This is a genomic window from Flammeovirga pacifica (genome assembly GCF_000807855.2).
In the GTDB taxonomy this organism is placed as follows: Bacteria; Bacteroidota; Bacteroidia; order Cytophagales; family Flammeovirgaceae; genus Flammeovirga; species Flammeovirga pacifica.
The window spans coordinates 1,880,870-1,899,601 of the sequence record NZ_JRYR02000001.1 but is presented as its reverse complement, the minus strand read 5'-3'; the positions used below and the strand labels follow the sequence as shown (position 1 = coordinate 1,899,601).

The window sequence follows — 18,732 nt, the reverse complement described above, 5'->3', positions numbered from 1 at the left end:
GAACTTGAATTATGAAACCTAACCTTATGAAAAATATTAAAGCTATATATATCACCATCTCACTCTTATTTCTTTCTTTGATGGTGATGGGACAACAAGTAAATACGATGTATTTTATGAATAGTGTCCCGCAAAGTGCAAGATTAAATCCTGGTAAACAATCCGAAAATAAATGGGCAATTGCTATTCCTGTTTCCAATATGTCTTTGCATAGTTACACAGGAATCAGCCTAAGCGATGTTACCTATAGGTCCAACGATTCTACTTTTTTAGATATTGATGGGTTATTAGGTCAGCTAGATAATGATAATAATGAATTGACAGCTTTGTCTACTCAATTGTTCGGACTGTATTATCAAAAACATAAATTTGGCTTCAACTTTAGAGTGAATTATACAACCATACAACATATGACCTATACCAAGGGTCTTTTAAACACTGTGCTAAGAGGGCCAGCATCTCCAGAAGTTTTTGGACAGCAACAAAAGTTAGAATCCGTTGTAGATGCTGTGGCCTTTGCAGATGTATCCTTAGGAGGTAATTATAGAATCAATGATAAATTGGTTATTGGTACGTCTGTTAAAGTACTTTTCGGAACACATAATGTTGAAGCAAAAATTAATGGAAATATTTATCAAGAAGATGAAGCTAATTTAGGTTTGGTTGTCAATGGTAATGTAGATGTATCTTCTAATGGTTTGGGTGATATTGTAGATGAGGAAGGGAATTTAGATTTGCAGTCCGATGATTTAACAAAATCATTTACCTCATTTGATAATATAGGTTTTGCTTTTGATTTTGGAGCCACATATCAATTCAGTGATAAGTTAACTTTTGAAGCATCTGCTATTAACCTTGGTGCGATCTATTGGAAAGAAGAAAATCAAAATAATTATGAAGCTCCACTTCAAGATGTATCATTTGATGGTATGGACCCTGTAAGTTTAATTAACGGAGAAACAGATAATGTTTTCCCTTCTCTAACCGATACTATATCCTTTAATGATTTAGAAAGAACAAAACCAGACAATACAGTTTTACCTGCTAGTTTTAATCTTGCAGCTACTTATGAATTCTGGGACAGAGCGACAGCAGGTGCCTTATTTTCACAGACATTCTACAAAGGAGAATATTACCCAAGTGTTACAGTTTCTGTGGATAAGCAATTTGGAAAATGGTTTGGATTAGGAGTGAGTTATACTGGAAATAAATATAAAGGTTTTAACCTTGGAGGAATGATTTCGGTAGGATTTCCTGGTTTCCAATTATATGTTTTGTCTGATAATATCATTACTGCTGCAATGGATTACAGTAAAGTAAATGGAGGTAATCTAAGGTTTGGTATCAATTTACCTTTTGGTAAGGTGAAAAATGATGATGTTCCAGCTTCATTACAGAAAAGAATCGATAATAATTAATACAAGATCATAAATAGAAATCAATTCATATTAAGATATACGGATGCTTGTCATCTATAAACAACTACTAATACTAAAAATGCCGATCATATTGATCGGCATTTCTTTTTATGGTAAATAGTATTATTTACTACTACAATATTCTATTACGGCCTCTCTAATGTGAGTGAATGTCTCCGTTAATAATTCTTCGTTTTCCTCAAGTAGTGTGACTCTAAATCCAACTAAATCAGAGCAAAAAGAAGAAATAGGAACAACACATACACCTTTGGAAGCTAGTAAATTATAAACAAATTGTTTGTCCAACGGCATGTCTTCACTTACCCAATCATCACGAAGTGCTTTAAACTTAGGATCATCAATAGTTAAAGATTGCCCTTGTTTAAGCACACCTTCTTTAAAAATAATAGTATTGTAAAAAGCACCATACGTTTTATTAAAAGTAAGCTGAGGTAAATCGCCTAATAAAGAAGCTATTATTTCTGCTCTTTTACCTATGGCTTTATTCGCTTCCATTCGGTAAGGTAAATACCTTGGATCTTTCATAATCCTAGGAATGGCCATTTGAGGTAACTTGGTAGAACACACCTCAATCATTTTTGCATTATCTAATGTCTGACAAAGTGCATTGAACTGTGGATCACTCTCCTTATTGTAATATTCCATCCATCCACATCGAGAACCTGGCCATGGAAACTCTTTAGAAATTCCTTTTAAAGCAATACCAGGTACATCTTTAATGTATTCTGCTAATCGAATAGCTTCTGCACCATTATAGGTTACATTGGCATAGATTTCATCGGATACTAAGAATAGGTTAAATTCTTTGGCAATTTCCACAAATCGATCTAGAATTGATTTTGGATAAACCATTCCTGTAGGGTTATCTGGGTTGATAATCAGAATACCTACAATATTTGGGTTGTACTTGATCTTTAAATAAAGGTCTTCCATATCTGGATACCAATTGTTTTCAGGATCAAGTTTATAAGTTAATGGAGTAGTGTTGGCGTGGGCGGCTTCAGCAGAAGAATGAGTAGAGTAAGCAGGTGATGGCCCGATAATACGGGAAGTAGGTACCAAAAATTGATACAATTTAGAAATGGCATCACCAAGGCCATTAAAAAATAAGATATCTTCGGCAGTGATCTGAACACCGTTAAGTGTATTGGTTTTTTGTGCTAAAAACTCTCTTGTTTCTAAGACACCTTTAGAATGACAATACCCAAAAGTAGAGTTTTCTTGTATCAAACCACTAATAATTTCAAGCATCCAATCAGGCATAGAGGCATTCTTTTGAATAGGATCACCAATATTTTCCCAATAGATTTTCTTTCCTTCTTTCTGAAGGATTTCTGCTTTTTTTACAATTCCTCGGATTTCGTAACTTAATTCGTTAGCGCCATCCCTTAATAATTTTTTTCTCATCACTGAAAATTAAAAACTTACCCGCCAAAGTAAGAGCCTTAAAAAATGATACAACCTACAATACATCTTAAAAGATAAAAACATCAAAACGGAAGGATATGAGCTCCTTTAGGTTTGATGTGTTCTATAATCTGATAAATGAAGTAGATGTGGTATTCAAAATTGGGTGATGTTAATGAGAATATCAAAAAAATGAGGTTAAAGTTGTTCAACTTACTAACAAACTGATAATAAAATGTGATATTAATAATAATAGTTGACTTCATTAGTTCAGATGACATTCGGTTAGAAGCACTTTTTTTGAAGAAGGTTACATCTAGTTCAAGTTTTATGAAATAGCAAAAAACAAAGTCAATTAAAATCTTTAAAACCGAATTTTTAATTTAATATTATGTAATTTTACATAAGAAGAAATTACACACATAGGTAACATTAACTCGACCAAAAACTTTTATGGTAATCCACGATAAAATTCAAGCTTTAATCAATAGTAGTAATTATATCTCAAGAGATCTTTCTTGGTTACAATTCAATTATAGAGTACTTGCACAGGCTCAAATGCCTTCTCGTACTGTTTTTGAACGACTGAAATTTTTAGCCATAACAGCTTCTAATTTTGATGAATTCTTTATGATTAGAATTGGGTCGTTGTATAATTACCTTGATTTTGGAAAAAGAAGATTGGATTATTCTGGGTTAAGAGAAGATCAGTTCAAGGAAAAATTATTTGCTGATGTACATGATTTTACCAAAAAACAATTTGACCTTGTTTTAAAAGAACTCTCTCCGCAATTTGAAGATAATGGTTTCCAAATTTTAAATGTAAGCGATTTAACACCTACTGAAGAGGGGTTTGTGAAAAACTATTTTGAAAAAATGGTCTTTCCTATGCTTACTCCAATGGTCTATGATACCTATCATGCTTTCCCAGTATTAAATAACCTTTTGACAATACTAGGAGTAGTAACCAACAATAAAAAAGAAGAAACAGGAAATAGACGAAAAATTTCATTCGTTCAAATCCCGAAGAATCTTCCCAAATTTTATCAAATAGAAAGAGAAGATTATTGGGTATTTATTCCTATAGAAAATATTATTGAGTCTTATATTTCTCATTTGTTTAGAAATGTAGAAATCGAATCAGTAGACACATTCAGAATTACTAGAAATGGTGATTTTACTTTGGACGAAAGTGATGATGTTGACACTGATTTCTTAAATGAATTAAAAGCCAAACTAAGAACTCGTAAAACAGGTAGAGTAGTGAGGATGGAAATTACAGACAATCCAAACCCACTCTTAAAAGAAACCTTGATTGAGAAATTTGATATTAGTGATGTCAATATTTTTGAATCACCGGTATTCTTAGATTTTACTAGACTTTGGCAAATCGTAGGTCATAAAGCGTTTGCTTACCTTCAGCCTCCTTCTCCTAATTATGCTACTCCTGTGGCAGTTCAATCTTTTAAAAGAGGAGATAGTGATAATATTTTTCATCGTCTAAAAAAGCAAGATATTCTGTTGCATCACCCTTACAATAGTCCTGACCACATGTTAGAATTATTGGAACAAGCCGCAGACGATCCTAAGGTAATGGCTATTAAAATGACCATTTATCGTTTGGCGAAAGATTCTAGGGTAACAAAAGCATTACTTAGAGCCGTTGAAAATGGTAAACAAGTATCAGCGTTATTTGAGGTGAAAGCTCGTTTTGATGAAGAAAATAATTTGATTGAGGCCAAAAGATTACAAGAGGCAGGGTGCTTCGTTATTTATGGTGTCTCAGCTGTTAAAACTCACACTAAATTAATGTTGGTGGTTAGAAACGAGTCGGATAAGGTGAGGAGATATGTTCATCTTGGTTCTGGTAACTATAATGAATCTACAGCTAAGCTTTATACTGATATTGGCTTGATTACCACGAATGATGCTTACGGTGAAGATGTTTCTGAGTTCTTTAATGCCATCACAGGGCACTCTCAACCAAAACGATACAACAAACTCTTGACTGCCCCTAGGCAAATGAGAAAAGGGTTTATTGATCTAATCGAACAAGAGGTGAAAAATGCTAAGGATGGTCTTTCATCTGGAATTGTAATCAAAGTCAACTCTTTACAAGATGATAAACTGATGGATGCCTTATATGCAGCATCTCAAGCTGGGGTACCTATCCGATTAATAATTCGTGGTATTTGCTGTATTCGTCCAGGAAGAAAAGGATTAAGTGAGAACATTGAAGTAAAATCAATAGTTGGAGATTATTTAGAACATACTCGTCTGTTTTATTTCCATAATGAAGGAGAACCAATTATTTATGGTGGTTCTGCAGATGCTATGACAAGATCTTTCGATAGAAGAATTGAATCTCAATTTGAAATAGTAGATCCGCTTTGTAAAAAAGAAGCGATCAATATCTTAGATTATAATTTAAAGGATAACATCAATAGCTTTGTGATGAATGAAGATGGTTCTTATTCTAAAATGACAAGAGAAAATGGTGAAAAGCCATTTGATGTATTCAAAGAGTTTTATAATGTAACTCAGAAGATCGTCAACAAAGCGAAAATTTTCTAAATTATTTGTCAAAATATATACCTGAGTTTTAGGAGAAAATCATCTTGTTAAACTCAGGTAACTTTCCAGAGTTTGTCTCTGGTTTTTTTTACTCAAAATTTATTTCATTGATTATGGACAGGATTGTCAAACAACTTCTACCAAAAATTTCTGGATATTGTTCTTACCAAGATCGTTGTCGTCAAGATATTATAAAACGATTGGAAAAATGGGAGTGTCCCGAGGAACATTGGGAGACAATTTTAGAGTGGCTAAGAGATAATAAGTTTTGGAACGAAGAAAGGTTTGCAGCGTCTTTTGTGAGAGGCAAGTTCCGAGGAAATAAATGGGGCAAAAGAAAAATATCAATGGCCTTGTATCAAAAAGGTATTGATCAGGAAATGGGGAAAAAAGCCATGGAAACAGAAATTCCTGAACAAGAATATTATGATATGGCATTAAAACTAGCACTAAAAAAGTTAGAGCAACTTCTTTCTAAAGAAGACCAAAAACATATTCTAAAAGGTAAGACACTTCAATATTTAGCAGGTAAAGGTTTCGAACCTGAAATCTGTTATAATGCAGCAGAAGATGCTATTTATGAATTGATAGAAAAAAACTAGAAGTATAGGGAAGTTAATCTTAGTACCAAATACTTACTCTATCCTTTTCTGGTCTCCACATACCATTCCCTTCTTTTACATCAAATGCTTTGTAAAAACCTTCAAAGTTAGATAAAGGCCCATTTACTCTGTATTCTCCCGGTGCATGAGATTCAGTCACAAGCTTATCTCTAAGTACTTCAATTCGTGTTTTAGATCTCCATACTTTAGCCCATGATAGGAAAAAACGTTGTTCAGGAGTAAACCCATCGATCTTATTGTGCTGTTTATTGAAAGCACTAAATGTATTATAAGCTAATGATAAACCACTTAAATCTGCTATGTTTTCATTTAATGTAAGTTGCCCATTTACAAAATAACCAGGAAGAGGTTCGTATTTATTGTATTGGTTGATAAGAATACGAGTTCTTTGGTTAAACTTGATATAGTCCTTTTGAGTCCACCAATTGATTGGATCACCATTTTCATTGTATTGTCTTCCTATATCATCAAATCCATGAGTAATTTCGTGTGCTATAACTGCACCAATAGCCCCATAATTGATAGCATCATCGGCATTAGGAGTATAAAAAGGAGGCTGTAATATACCTGCTGCTATAACAAACTCATTATTTAAAGTGTTGTAATAAGCATTGACAGATTGAGGAGGTATAATCCATCGGTTTTTATCAACTGGAGCTCCTAAAGAAGCTACTTTTTGATGAAATGACCATTCATTTACCTTAAAGATATTAGACAAATAATCGTCTGTTAATTCTAAAGAAGTATAAGAAGGGAATTGTTCTGGATATCCTATTTTCATATGCAATCCTTTCAACTTCAACTTTGCAATTTTTAAAGCTTCAGGAGACATCCACGAGACATTATTTAGTCGTTTTTCTGCCGTGCTGAGAATATTATTGATTAGGGATTCTACTTGTTGTTTTTCAACAGTAGAAAATTGATTTTCTATATAAATTTCACCAACAGCAAACCCAAGCGCTTTATTGGTTTCTTTCAGTACTCTTTTCCATCGAGGAGGCATTACAACCAACCCATAACTTATCTTCCCAAAAAAGGAGAAGTCTTCTTGTACAAACTCATCAGAAAGGTGAGGGGCAGAAAAATGTAAAAGTCTCCAAAGTAAATAGTCTTTCACTTTATCTAAACCATTTTTTAAAATAATGGCATCAATATTTTTAAAATACTCTGGATTGGTAACGATAACACTTTCAGTCTTAATCTGAAGAGCTTTGAAATATTCACCCCATAAAAATGTTTGACAAATATTTGTGAGTTCTTCTAATGTTTTAGGGTTGTAGTAATTAGAATTTTGTTGATTATTAGTGGATGTTTTATATGCTTGAGCAATATCATGTTCAATTTGGTAAGCGTTTTTGGCCTTTTTCTTACTTTCATCTTTGTCATACCCCAAAAGGTGGAACATTTTTTCAACATGATGCTGATAATCTTTCCTATTACGGATAGATATAGAATCTAGCATAAGATAAAAATTAGGGTTAGGAATACTCATACCCTCAAATTCAACATAAACAGCTTGTTGATTTTTATTTTTCTGATCTTGAAATATGGTAGGTCTAAAAAAAGGATGTATTTGAATTTTATGAAAACGAACCACCATGTCTTGAAGATCAAAATAGTTTTTGATATGCTTGATGTCGTTTAAAAAATTCACTAAAGGTGAATAGCTTTCGTTATTAATTCTTGAAGAGTCCATACCCACCTTATAAAATTGAATCGCTTTGGCTTGGTTAGACCCCTCAGGATATTTTTTTTCTTGTGTTAAAAGGGCTTCTAATTTTTGATTGTTTTTTTCTTTTAAGGCTTTATGACTTCCCCAGCTCCCTAAATTCTTAGGTATTTCCTCTCTTTCTTGCCATCCACCATTGGCATATAGATAAAAATTATCTTGCGGCGAAACGGCAGAATCAAGGTCCGACAAATCTATGTAAGTTTCTGTGATGTGACCTTTCTCGGTTTCACAACTCATTAAAGCGATTAATGCCAAGCATAAAAGTAAATAACTTTTCATGATCTCAAATTAGAACATCAAGTGATAGGTTACAAGACAATACTTAAAGTTTTACGGTTGATCCATTCACAAATTGTATTGGCACAATCTTTAGCCGTAGCAAAAGAATCTATCGTAATATCTCTTAGGTCATTAGAAGCTTGTAAGGTGAAAATTTTCTGATTACAATAATAAGAGATGTACATCGTGAGGTGTTTCCCTTCTATAGCCATTTCGATAAAACCATCCAATTTATTGCCGTTCGAAAACATTTTAGAAGGGTCTGTATGTATACCTTCTGCCAATAACTTTTCTTCTAGAGAAAAAAGGTGTTGTTGTTGAATAATGGCAGAATTTCGAATTTTCATTTGCCATTTTTGCATTGCCTCAGCAATTTCTTCAGGGTCTTTTGTTTCATATAAAATAACCTGTGAGTGTCTTAAAGAGTAATAAAACTCTTCTTCCTCTTCATTAATGGCATAATCAATAGTTAGAATATGGAACCAAGTAGATTCCCATTCTAGATATAAAGGGGAGGGTACAATACCAGATACATCAAAAGTATTGTGCCACACATTATAGAAAAAGGCTTCGTTCTGAACAATATCTAACTCTAATTTTTTGCTTTCGTCAAAATATTGGAGTAGACCGTTCAGTTTATCCCTAATCATAAGATTAGAAGTCTCTTCTTTATCAAAAAGTTTCCAACTGTGCCAATTAAAATTAGTCCAAGAGAAAAACTGAAGATTATTGAGTCTTTTTTTATAATCGAATACAGAATCTTCGTCCAAGACATACCCTGGGTAATAATACTTTTTATTACTCATTTGCGCATATTCAATCTCATAGAGCATAGAAGTTATCCCTAAAGATTGTTTACTATACGATGGATCAAAGAGTGCGAGAATACTACAAATAGCTTCTTCTCCAATATCAATAAAAGAGATGGCCGCTAAATGGTCTCCGTCTAAAATTTGTAATTCCCATGTTTCGAAAGGTGATTCTTCATTTCCTTCCTCCAAAAAATAATTTTTTAAGGTGGTAGGAGAGTTTGGAGATTGAAACCTTCCTTTATGTTCCGCATACATTTTTTCCTTCTCAGGGGTAATTTCTAGCGGTTGGATTTTTATTTTATATTCGTTGTTTTTTCGAATAAGCTTACGCTGACTCTTAGTAAATTGGAAATTTTCTAAGACAACACGAATAGGTACAATAGAGTAGACGTGCTCTCTAAAGTAAATCATTTCGTATCGAGACATCATTGGTCCATCACGGAACCAAGCCTCTTTTAAATAGTCGTCTAATGTAGTGCCTGTACAGTCTGCAGGCATAAAATAATCAAAAGTCATCGTCATTGTGCCACTTCACGTTCTTTCTGCTCCCAAATAAAAAATGAAATACGTACTTTTGTCGCTTGATTGCAAAAAGTTTTGCTTTTCAATATTCAAATTTGTGGTAATTTTACGAATATAAAAAAACTAAGTGAGATAATCGTGGAACTAGACAGGCAAAAAATAGGTGTTGTTGGTGGTAACAAAGGATTAGGTAGTTGGGTAGTGAGTTATTTTCGCTCAAAAGGGATCGATGCACGATTCTCTTGTAGAGGTGAAAACTCAGAATTTAAATCCAATTTAGAGTTGGCTCATTGGGCTGATATTGTAGTTCTTGCAGTACCGATTTCGGCAATGTCCAATGTCATGGAAGAAGTATTTCCAGCTTTGGATGATAAGTATTTAATCGATGTATGTTCGGTTAAAAAGTTTGTGGTAGAAAAATATGAACAATTACGCTCTGTGTATACAGAAGTATTGCCAAAGTATATTTCTATGCACCCCATGTTTAGTCACAGAATTAAAAGTTTTGATGGCAACGTTGTTTTGTTTAATTATAACGACGGAGCAGAGGATTTAGAAACACAACTAAAAGAAGTTTTCCTTGCCGATAAAGGTGTAGTGAAAGATGTAGAATATATCAAACATGATAAATTGATGGGTCTTGTTCAAGGACTAAATCACTTTAACGTTTTTGTCTCTGCTAAAACAATGGCACGTTTTAATGAAGACTTTGAAGATATTAAGAGTGTAGCTTCTCCTCCTTACAGAATTTTTATCGTATTTTATACTCGCTATGTGATGCAAAACCCAATGCTTTATGCAGATATTCAGATGCGTAACGAATATGTGTATGAAGTAGTAAGGATTTTCAGAGATGAAATGAATAAACTTTTTGATATCATTCAAACAAGGGATAGAGATCAGTTTATGAATTACATTACTGATATGCAAGAGTTTTTCTCTCAAAATTCTGGAGATATTGAGGTTTCATCACATCTCATGCAAAAACTTAGTCAAAAATTAGAGGATATATAGAACATCTCTTAGTAGTAATTAGTTGATTGTTAAAGTGAAAACTTTACATTCCTAGTTTTATTAAAGAATAGAATAAAAGACACTCAAAAGTAGGGGAGGATAGTCTCAGACGTTATGGAACAATATAATCACGCTGTAAACTTAATTAGAGAAGGAGATTACCAAGAAGCGGTAGCTCAGTTAAATAAAGTAATTGCTCAAGAGAAAAGGCACTCAGGTGCTTATTATCATTTGTCGGTTGCTCGCTATAAAATGAAGGCATTAGATGGTGCTGTAGCGGCTATCAATAAAGCTATTGACTTCGAACCTTTGAATGCAGATTATTTTGCACATAGAGGGATCATTTTACATATGCAAAAAAGATCTAAGAGTGCACTCTTAGATTTTGATAAGGCAGTGAAATTAGAGCCATCAAACCCTTACCGCTATTCGAGTAGAGCTTTTATTAAAGCTAATATGAAGGATACCGATGGTGCGATTGAAGATTATAAAAAAGCTATCGAATTAGATCCTGATGACGCTATTGCTCATAATAACTTAGGTTTGATCCAAGAGCAAAAAGGAGCTTGGGATCAAGCACAAGAACATTATAAGAAATCAAATGATCTTGTGGGATATGAAGGTCTTAATCCAGAAAAACAAGAAGTAGATGATCTACTGAAAGACTGGAAAAAAGAAAAAGAAGCACAAGAGGCGGAGCAAAAACGCATCATTGAAGAAAATAAAAAACAATTATTGGCTGAACAGCAAAAAGTTCAGTCTGAAGGATATTGGGGTATTGTAAAAAGTGTATTTACTGACAAACAGGTGTTTAAAGAATTTATTGATTTTATCAAAAACGGATTTAAACTACCTGGAAATAAAGATAAATAATCTTTTTTCAATATATAACATCAAAGTATTAAGAAAAAAATAGGAAAGATTGATCAAAGCGTGTACAGTGTTTTGGGTGTGAATAAAATATTTTATATTACCTCCCAAACGATGCCATTACACTATTTCATCAATTACTTTATCATTTCTTTCAAGCCTATAAACAACAATTCTGATGTTTATTAAATACTTTGATTATTACCTATCATGACTAGAAGAGATATGACAAGCGGAACAAGCAAGGTTGTAAATAATGACGATTTAAATCATCTCGATAAACAAAATATGACCGACGCTAAAAAAACAAATCAACAAGGTCATAACGATCCTGACGATGATACCTACTACAGACCTGAAGATTTCGACCTTACGGAGGACGATCTTAAGTCTGTACAAGAATTTGACGAATTAAAAATTGAAGTTGATCCAAAGCAACAGCCTTTAAGGATCGATAGGTTTTTAGTAGACCGTATTCCCAATCTTTCGAGAAACAGAATTCAATCTGGATTAAAAGAAGGACACTTTTTGGTGAATGGACTACCTGTAAAACCAAACTATAAAGTTACTCCCGGAGATGTAGTAATGGTGTTTATGCCTAAACCTCGTTCCACAGAACTCGAACCACAAAATATTCCATTAGACATAGTCTATGAGGATGACGATTTACTTATTGTCAATAAAAAACCAGGAATGGTGGTTCACCCGGGTTATAATAACACTAGTGGTACGTTAGTGAATGCTTTAGTATATCACTTTCAAGGTTTACCCACTTCATTTAATGGAGAAGACAAGCCAGGACTCGTACATCGTATAGATAAAGACACTTCTGGTCTACTAGTTATCGCTAAAAATGAAAATGCTTTAACACATTTAGCAAAACAGTTTTACGATCATACAATTGAACGTACTTATCAAGCTATTGTGTGGGGAACATTTACAGATCAGGAAGAAGAAGGGACATTAACCACAATGATTGGCCGTTCTGATAGCGATAGAAGAATGTATACTGTACTTCCTGATGATACTACTAGAGGTAAAAAAGCGATTACACATTTTAAACAATTGCAAGACTTACGTTATGTGAGTTTAGTAGAGTGTAAGCTAGAAACGGGTAGAACGCATCAGATTAGAGTGCATATGAAACATTTGGGGCATTCTCTGTTTTCTGATCAAATGTATGGTGGAGATAAAATTATTAAAGGGGAACGTACAGGAAAGTATAAAACCTTTGTAGAAAATAATTTTAAGATTTGTCCAAGACAAGCTCTACATGCAAAATCTTTAGGTTTTATTCATCCTACCACCAATGAGTGGATGCAATTTGATTCTGAGATACCTCAGGATATGCAAAAGCTATTAAAACGTTGGGATGATTATTTAAAATATAGCTAAAAAAATGAAGCCTTCTGAAATACATCAGAAGGCTTTTTATTTGGTCAATTATTATTAGGTCACAGGAAAAATTCTCCTATTGAGTGTTTATTTTGCAAGCTCAAATGCTTTCAATTCTTCCTCTGTATATTTATGGGAAGTTGAAACATTGGCTTTTATTTCATTTATCACAAATTCAATTTCACTTTCATCCATTTCACCTGCTTTCCAGAACAATACTTTTCCTTCAGCATCTACTAATAGAATAGCAAAAGTATTATTACAGTCACCAGTATGCCAAGCATCTTGTACTAGGCGTTTTGGATCAGTTAAAATTAAAGCGTCGGCTTCTTGTTTTGATCTTTTTCTAACCATTCTGGTCATAAAACGAATCACGCTATTTGGGTAAGGTGAATCTGCTAGATTGACAATACCATAAGCCAAATATTCATCCTCTGGAAACTTCCATTTTTTAACTTCTTCAATAAACGTTTCGTTCATAGAAGGTTTGTCTGGGTCTGGATAAAAGATTAATGTTACTTTTTCACCAATACCAGGAGTTACCGCAGGTTTATTATTTAAATCTCTAATATCTACTTTCTCAATTTTATCACCTCTGTTTAAGGTACTTTGAGCAAATAGTATGTTTTGCGAAAAAAAGCAAATAAGGGAAAGTATAGCGAGTTTTAAGATTTTATTCATTTTGATAAAAATTGATATATGTTTAAAGACGCTGAAAGTTGTATTGAAGTTGACCTTATTTAGAAATGTTTGATACCATACAAGGGATATCTCATAAATAAACCCTCACGAGGAGGGTTTATTATATATAATAAGGTGTAAATATATTTTCTTTTATACTGTAATTTGATGGTAAATAAAGTAAGTAGAATTATTGAATATCGTTATTTTCAACTTCATTTTGAAGCTTCTTATCGAAGACTTTCCGATTTAAAAATTCGTTAAGCTGATCGATAGTATAAGAACTTTCGATCTCCCCTGCAGAATTAATTTTAATCTCAAAACCTTCAAGTTCACGATTCACTTTTGGTTTCGCTGCTGTACGCTGAAAATTATAGCGTGCTCTAAATGATTTAAACATAGTAAGTAATAAATATTAGGTTTAACATAATGTAGTGGCACTAAATGAATAGTACAAAATTGTTAGTCGTAAGTAATGGTATTTCTGATTTATTATATCAGCTTTAACACAATTTAAAAAATATTATTTGGAATAACTACGTGATGTAAACTATTGACAGACTTTTCAAAAAAATAAGCCGAAATCGGAAGAAAACATTAAATTGCATACAATTCTATCTTTTTATAATAACATTAACGCAAATTGAACATCTTAGAGGTAAAAGGTCTAACTAAGCGCTATGCCAATCATACAGCATTGGATAATGTATCAATTAAGGTACCCAAACAATGTATTTTTGGTTTATTAGGACCTAATGGAGCAGGTAAAACCTCTTTAATTCGGTCTATTAATCAAATTATCTCACCTGAGGAGGGAGAAATATTCTTCGATGGACACTTATTAAAACCTGAGGATGTCTTTAAAATGGGTTATTTACCCGAAGAAAGGGGGCTGTATAAAAAAATGGGTGTTGCAGAACAAATACTTTATTTTGCTCAATTAAAAGGGATGTCAAAAAAAGAAGCTAAGCAAAAAACAAAAATTTGGTTAGAACGACTTTCTTTGATTCCATGGCATAAACATAAAGTAGAGGACCTATCTAAAGGGATGCAGCAAAAAGTGCAATTTATATGTACTGTGATTCATGAACCAGCCTTATTAATTTTAGATGAACCTTTTTCAGGTTTTGATCCTGTCAATGCTCAACTAATTCGTGATGAAATTATTCGATTAAAAGATGATGGAGCTACCATAATCTTATCTACACATAGAATGGAATCTGTTGAACAACTATGTGATCGAATAGCTTTAATTAATAAATCAAAAAAAGTAATAGAAGGTACCCAATCTGATATTAAAAAAGCATATAGAAATAATCAGTTTGATTTAACTACAGCTGACCCAATCACTATACAAGAGACACCTCATAAAATGATACATGAGTCTACTTCTCAGTTATATGGATACAAGCAAACTATACAGCTGGAAGAAGCGTCACCGAATGATTTATTAAAAGAAGTGATGCAAAAAACAACAGTCTTGGGAATTCAAGAAAATATTCCGAGTATGAACGATATTTTCTTGGAAGCAGTGCAGAATGGGAATATCAAAAAACTAACAAACGAAGAATTGAATGCATAAAGTATTACTAATTATACAAAGAGAATACATTACACGTGTTCGTAAAAAATCATTTATCATTATGTCCATTTTAGGACCTTTAATGATTGTGGCTTTTTATGGGATTATTATTTGGGCAAGTATCTCTGATGGTGAAGAAAAAGAAATTTCAGTAATTGATGAAACAGGATGGTTTCAATCTGTATTTGAAGAACAAGACGATCATTTTATCTTTCATTATTTAGATACTGAAGTAGAACAGGGTAAAAATGCGCTTCAAAAAGGAGATATTGATGGCTTCTTACATATACCAAAAAGTTTTTCATTAGAGAAAATGGATGGTATAATGCTATATGAATCAAAAGGACTTGGAGCAAAAGCGGTAGCTGATATTGAGGGAAAGCTCAAGAAAAAAATCAGAACTTTAAAATTACCTCAACTGGGTGTCACTCAAGAGCAAATGAAAGCCTTGAATAAACCTTTAGAAATAAGAACAGTAAGTTTAAATGATGAAGGGAAAGAGTCTGATAGTCATGTGACCATTTCCTCCATAATTGGAATAATCGGAGGTCTCGTCATTTATTTCTTTGTTTTTATGTACTCAACAATGGTGATGAAAGGAGTGCTAGAAGAAAAAACAAGCCGAGTAGTAGAAGTGATTGTCTCTTCTGTAAAACCTTATCAATTAATGCTTGGGAAAATTCTTGGAGTGGGATTGGTAGGTCTAACACAATTGGGTTTATGGATTGTTCTTGGAGTAATAAGTACTACAATTCTTTCTTCATTCGTTGAAATACCTTACGATCAAATTCAAGAAGCTAATTTACAAAATCAAGCAAACCAAGTAGAAATAGATCAATTGTCGCATGTTTTTTATATGTTACATGATTTTAACTTTATAAGTATTCTAGTCGTTTTTGTCTTCTATTTCATCTTTGCGTATTTAATGTATGCATCACTTTTTGCTGCAGTAGGAGCAAGTGTTGATAACGAGACAGATACTCAACAATTTATGCTGCCAGTAACAATGCCTTTGATTTTGGCTATAGCATTATCAGGTGGAATTGTATCCGATCCTCAAGGTAGTTTGGCTTATTGGTTTTCAATTATACCTCTTACATCTCCTGTAATTATGATGATAAGAATGCCTTTTATTGGTTTTGGCCTTGAGGTGATTATCTCTATGTTATTTTTATTTATAGGCTTTATTTTTAGTGTTTGGGTAGCTTCAAGAATTTATAGAATAGGATTACTTACCTATGGTAAAAAACCAACCTATTCAGAAATCTTTAAATGGTTGCTAAGAAATAACTAATAGATCAACCTTCTGTTTTCAAACATTTCCTATAGACAATTACTTCTAATTGTAGGTTACACTATAAAATATAATGACGAAACTCACTAAATGAATTGTAGATTTTGTCATCAAGCATAAAACCTTAAAAAATACATCACTTTTGTATTTTTTAAAGCCTATTTTCTTTTAATAGGAAAGAATGCCTTTTATATTTGTAGCCATATAAAATTGTTTTATACACTTATTTTTCCACAAATTTTTATCATGGAACTATCAGTAGTAGTACCTGCAGCGATTGTGGCTTTTACAGCCTTGATCCTGTTATTGGTTTTTGTACTTCTGTTCGCCCAGAAAAAGTTAGTACAAAGTGGTGACGTTAAGATCGTTCTTAACGGAGACGAGTCTAACCCAGTAGTTGTTGCTGCGGGTTCAACACTTTTGACTACACTTTCAGCGCAAAAAATATTTTTGCCTTCTGCATGTGGTGGCGGTGGTACTTGTGCGATGTGTAAATGTCGCGTTACAGACGGTGGAGGAGATGTTCTCCCAACCGAAGTAGGTCACTTATCTCGTGCCGAACAACATGAAAATGTACGCCTTGCTTGTCAGGTTAAAGTAAAAAATGACATGCAAGTTCAAATACCAGAGGAAATCTTCGGAATCAAAAAATGGGAATGTGAAGTTGTATCTAATTACAACGTAGCAACTTTCATTAAAGAATTCGTAGTACAACTTCCAGAAGGAGAAACATTGGACTTCGAAGCAGGTGGATATATCCAAATTGATGTACCTGAGGTAACAGTTGATTTCAAAGACATGGATATCACTGCACACCCTCGTATGGGCCAAAAACCAGATGAATTCCAACCAGATTGGGATAACTTCGGTCTTTGGAGTCTTAAAATGGTCAACGATGAGGAGATTTTCCGTGCTTACTCAATGGCAAACCACCCTGCTGAAGGTAACATTGTCATGTTGAACATCCGTATCGCAACTCCACCTTGGGATAGAGCGAAAAACGGTTGGATGGATGTGAACCCAGGTATCTGTTCTTCTTACGTATTCTCACGTAAGCCAGGTGATAAGGTAACTGTTTCAGGTCCTTACGGTGAATTCTTTATTAAAGACACTGATGCTGAAATGATTTATGTAGGTGGTGGTGCAGGTATGGCACCAATGCGTTCGCATTTATTCCACTTATTCCATACACTTAAAACTAACCGTAAGGTACAGTTCTGGTATGGTGGTCGTTCTCGTCGTGAATTATTCTACGAAGAAGATTTCGCTAAGATCGAAGCTGAATTCCCTAACTTTAAGTTCTACAAAGTATTGTCAGAACCTTTACCAGAAGATAATTGGAAGAACAAAACTAGTTTGGACGATAGCGAAGGTGATGGTTACACAGGGTTTGTACACCAAGCTCTTATTGATAACTACTTGTCGAAACATGATGAGCCAGAGGAAATCGAATTCTACTTCTGTGGACCTCCAATGATGAACGCAGCAGTAATTAAAATGACGGAAGACTTCGGTATTCCTAAAGAAAATGTATCGTTTGACGACTTCGGTGGTTAATCTATATGAATTCATAGATATAGAAAGAGGTTGCTTGAAAAAGCAGCCTCTTTTTTTTATTAAGAAAACTTACTTTTACTTCAAACCGTCATCACTTAAACTATTACAAAGCGACTAATTTTATTTAACTTATTTTAACAAACATTTTATGATGATGAGTTGTCTTAGGTTAGTGAATGAATAATCATTTATACGAAATCTATCCTTACTTATTAAATTAAAAGCCTAATTCATAATGCAATATATTACCCGTGATAGAGAAGAAATAATGAATACACTTACCCATGGTCTAGGTGTGTTGTTGAGTATTATTGCTTCTGTTCTTTTGATACAAAAAGCAGATTCATCTACCGAATATATAGTATATGCTATTTTTGGTGTAAGTATGATTTCACTTTACTCTTCATCAACAATATATCATATGGTGGCTGTTGAGAAGACGAAATTATTTTTAAGGAAATTAGATCATAGTGGTATCTTTTTATTAATAGCTGGTACTTATACACCATTTGCGTTTATATCATTAGAACATAGTGGTGGATTATATATTGGTATAATTGTATGGACGATTGCTTTATTTGGGATGATCTATAAATTGTTCTTTAAAATAAAATATGCCTGGTTATCGAACCTTATGTATTTAGCAATGGGGTGGCTTGCAGTATTTAAATTATCAAGTTTACATACCGAACTACAAGATGGTTTTTGGCTGTTAATTGCTGGTGGTGCATCTTATTCGATTGGAGTTATCTTTTATGTGATGAAGAAATTACCTTATTCACACGCTATATGGCATATGTTCGTACTATTAGGAAGTGCTTTTATGTTTTTAAGTGTTTATCTATTTACTTAATAGTAACCATTAGAAACAGAAAAAGGGAAACTCTGAAAAGAAGTTTCCCTTTTTTATTTCGTTATTCTTTCATTCAAATATCGTAGGAATGAAATGAC

The 18,732-nt window shown here is 33.3% G+C and carries 15 protein-coding genes; 10 read left to right on the top strand and 5 right to left on the bottom strand.

What is annotated here, in order from left to right; all coding sequences use genetic code 11:
* Nucleotides 1-26: 26 nt before the first annotated feature.
* Nucleotides 27-1,418, top strand: coding sequence for a DUF5723 family protein (locus NH26_RS07600; RefSeq protein ID WP_139262934.1), 1,392 nt, complete (start codon nucleotides 27-29; stop codon nucleotides 1,416-1,418).
* 123 nt (nucleotides 1,419-1,541) lie between these two features.
* Here the strand turns inward: NH26_RS07600 and NH26_RS07595 are convergent, their stop codons facing one another.
* Nucleotides 1,542-2,846: a pyridoxal phosphate-dependent aminotransferase gene (locus tag NH26_RS07595; protein WP_044218326.1), complete on the bottom strand. Its 1,305-nt coding sequence runs from the start codon at nucleotides 2,844-2,846 to the stop codon at nucleotides 1,542-1,544.
* 453 nt (nucleotides 2,847-3,299) lie between these two features.
* On the opposite strand from NH26_RS07595, the gene ppk1 reads away from it, so the two are divergent.
* Together ppk1 and NH26_RS07585 are read left to right on the top strand one after the other, a co-directional pair.
* Nucleotides 3,300-5,420, top strand: coding sequence for a polyphosphate kinase 1 (gene ppk1 / locus NH26_RS07590; protein WP_044218329.1), 2,121 nt, complete (start codon nucleotides 3,300-3,302; stop codon nucleotides 5,418-5,420).
* Nucleotides 5,421-5,533: 113 nt separating this feature from the next.
* On the top strand, nucleotides 5,534-6,022 hold the full coding sequence (locus NH26_RS07585) for a regulatory protein RecX (protein ID WP_044218332.1): 489 nt from the start codon (nucleotides 5,534-5,536) through the stop codon (nucleotides 6,020-6,022).
* A 19-nt stretch (nucleotides 6,023-6,041) separates the two neighbouring features.
* Here the strand turns inward: NH26_RS07585 and NH26_RS07580 are convergent, their stop codons facing one another.
* Both NH26_RS07580 and NH26_RS07575 read right to left on the bottom strand, forming a co-directional pair.
* On the bottom strand, nucleotides 6,042-8,054 hold the full coding sequence (locus tag NH26_RS07580; protein WP_084812093.1) for a M13 family metallopeptidase: 2,013 nt from the start codon (nucleotides 8,052-8,054) through the stop codon (nucleotides 6,042-6,044).
* Nucleotides 8,055-8,083: 29 nt separating this feature from the next.
* Nucleotides 8,084-9,382, bottom strand: coding sequence for a hypothetical protein (locus tag NH26_RS07575; protein ID WP_044218335.1), 1,299 nt, complete (start codon nucleotides 9,380-9,382; stop codon nucleotides 8,084-8,086).
* A gap of 144 nt (nucleotides 9,383-9,526) precedes the next feature.
* On the opposite strand from NH26_RS07575, the gene NH26_RS07570 reads away from it, so the two are divergent.
* The 3 genes from NH26_RS07570 to NH26_RS07560 all read left to right on the top strand — a co-directional run bounded on the left by NH26_RS07570 (nucleotide 9,527) and on the right by NH26_RS07560 (nucleotide 12,667).
* On the top strand, nucleotides 9,527-10,402 hold the full coding sequence (locus NH26_RS07570; RefSeq protein WP_158021899.1) for a prephenate dehydrogenase/arogenate dehydrogenase family protein: 876 nt from the start codon (nucleotides 9,527-9,529) through the stop codon (nucleotides 10,400-10,402).
* A 114-nt stretch (nucleotides 10,403-10,516) separates the two neighbouring features.
* A complete protein-coding gene (locus NH26_RS07565; protein WP_044218341.1) occupies nucleotides 10,517-11,275 on the top strand; it encodes a tetratricopeptide repeat protein in 759 nt (252 codons plus the stop codon).
* 207 nt (nucleotides 11,276-11,482) lie between these two features.
* The gene (locus NH26_RS07560; RefSeq protein ID WP_242427307.1) at nucleotides 11,483-12,667 is read left to right on the top strand and encodes an RluA family pseudouridine synthase; all 1,185 of its coding nucleotides are present in this window, start codon (nucleotides 11,483-11,485) and stop codon (nucleotides 12,665-12,667) included.
* An 87-nt stretch (nucleotides 12,668-12,754) separates the two neighbouring features.
* Here NH26_RS07560 and NH26_RS07555 read toward each other — a convergent pair whose 3' ends face one another.
* On the bottom strand, nucleotides 12,755-13,348 hold the full coding sequence (locus tag NH26_RS07555; protein WP_044218344.1) for a YtfJ family protein: 594 nt from the start codon (nucleotides 13,346-13,348) through the stop codon (nucleotides 12,755-12,757).
* Nucleotides 13,349-13,538: 190 nt separating this feature from the next.
* Entirely contained in the window at nucleotides 13,539-13,748 is a 210-nt protein-coding gene (locus NH26_RS07550) for a hypothetical protein (RefSeq protein WP_044218347.1), read from the bottom strand.
* Between the two features lie 243 nt (nucleotides 13,749-13,991).
* Here NH26_RS07550 and NH26_RS07545 point away from each other — a divergent pair, with 243 nt between their 5' ends.
* The 4 genes from NH26_RS07545 (at nucleotide 13,992) to trhA (ending at nucleotide 18,634) form a co-directional block, all read left to right on the top strand.
* Complete coding sequence (locus NH26_RS07545; RefSeq protein WP_044218352.1) at nucleotides 13,992-14,930, top strand: ABC transporter ATP-binding protein; 939 nt, start codon at nucleotides 13,992-13,994, stop codon at nucleotides 14,928-14,930.
* The gene (locus NH26_RS07540; RefSeq protein WP_044218354.1) at nucleotides 14,923-16,224 is read left to right on the top strand and encodes an ABC transporter permease; all 1,302 of its coding nucleotides are present in this window, start codon (nucleotides 14,923-14,925) and stop codon (nucleotides 16,222-16,224) included. Before NH26_RS07545 ends, NH26_RS07540 begins: the two co-directional genes overlap by 8 nt.
* 246 nt (nucleotides 16,225-16,470) lie before the next feature.
* Nucleotides 16,471-17,781 (top strand): NADH:ubiquinone reductase (Na(+)-transporting) subunit F, encoded by a 1,311-nt coding sequence (nqrF, locus tag NH26_RS07535; RefSeq protein WP_044218357.1) that lies wholly within the window; start codon nucleotides 16,471-16,473, stop codon nucleotides 17,779-17,781.
* Between the two features lie 235 nt (nucleotides 17,782-18,016).
* Entirely contained in the window at nucleotides 18,017-18,634 is a 618-nt protein-coding gene (gene trhA, locus NH26_RS07530; RefSeq protein ID WP_044218360.1) for a PAQR family membrane homeostasis protein TrhA, read from the top strand.
* Nucleotides 18,635-18,732 lie beyond the last annotated feature (98 nt).

Bases quoted from the DNA above. Each gene is read 5' to 3' on its own strand.
- NH26_RS07555 (WP_044218344.1), bottom strand. From the start codon at position 13,348: ATGAATAAAATCTTAAAACTCGCTATACTTTCCCTTATTTGCTTTTTT.
- NH26_RS07585 (WP_044218332.1), top strand. From the start codon at position 5,534: ATGGACAGGATTGTCAAACAACTTCTACCAAAAATTTCTGGATATTGT.
- ppk1 (WP_044218329.1), top strand. From the start codon at position 3,300: ATGGTAATCCACGATAAAATTCAAGCTTTAATCAATAGTAGTAATTAT.
- NH26_RS07575 (WP_044218335.1), bottom strand. From the start codon at position 9,382: ATGACTTTTGATTATTTTATGCCTGCAGACTGTACAGGCACTACATTA.
- NH26_RS07565 (WP_044218341.1), top strand. From the start codon at position 10,517: ATGGAACAATATAATCACGCTGTAAACTTAATTAGAGAAGGAGATTAC.
- NH26_RS07540 (WP_044218354.1), top strand. From the start codon at position 14,923: ATGCATAAAGTATTACTAATTATACAAAGAGAATACATTACACGTGTT.
- NH26_RS07595 (WP_044218326.1), bottom strand. From the start codon at position 2,846: ATGAGAAAAAAATTATTAAGGGATGGCGCTAACGAATTAAGTTACGAA.
- NH26_RS07580 (WP_084812093.1), bottom strand. From the start codon at position 8,054: ATGAAAAGTTATTTACTTTTATGCTTGGCATTAATCGCTTTAATGAGT.
- trhA (WP_044218360.1), top strand. From the start codon at position 18,017: ATGCAATATATTACCCGTGATAGAGAAGAAATAATGAATACACTTACC.
- NH26_RS07550 (WP_044218347.1), bottom strand. From the start codon at position 13,748: ATGTTTAAATCATTTAGAGCACGCTATAATTTTCAGCGTACAGCAGCG.
- NH26_RS07600 (WP_139262934.1), top strand. From the start codon at position 27: ATGAAAAATATTAAAGCTATATATATCACCATCTCACTCTTATTTCTT.
- nqrF (WP_044218357.1), top strand. From the start codon at position 16,471: ATGGAACTATCAGTAGTAGTACCTGCAGCGATTGTGGCTTTTACAGCC.
- NH26_RS07560 (WP_242427307.1), top strand. From the start codon at position 11,483: ATGACTAGAAGAGATATGACAAGCGGAACAAGCAAGGTTGTAAATAAT.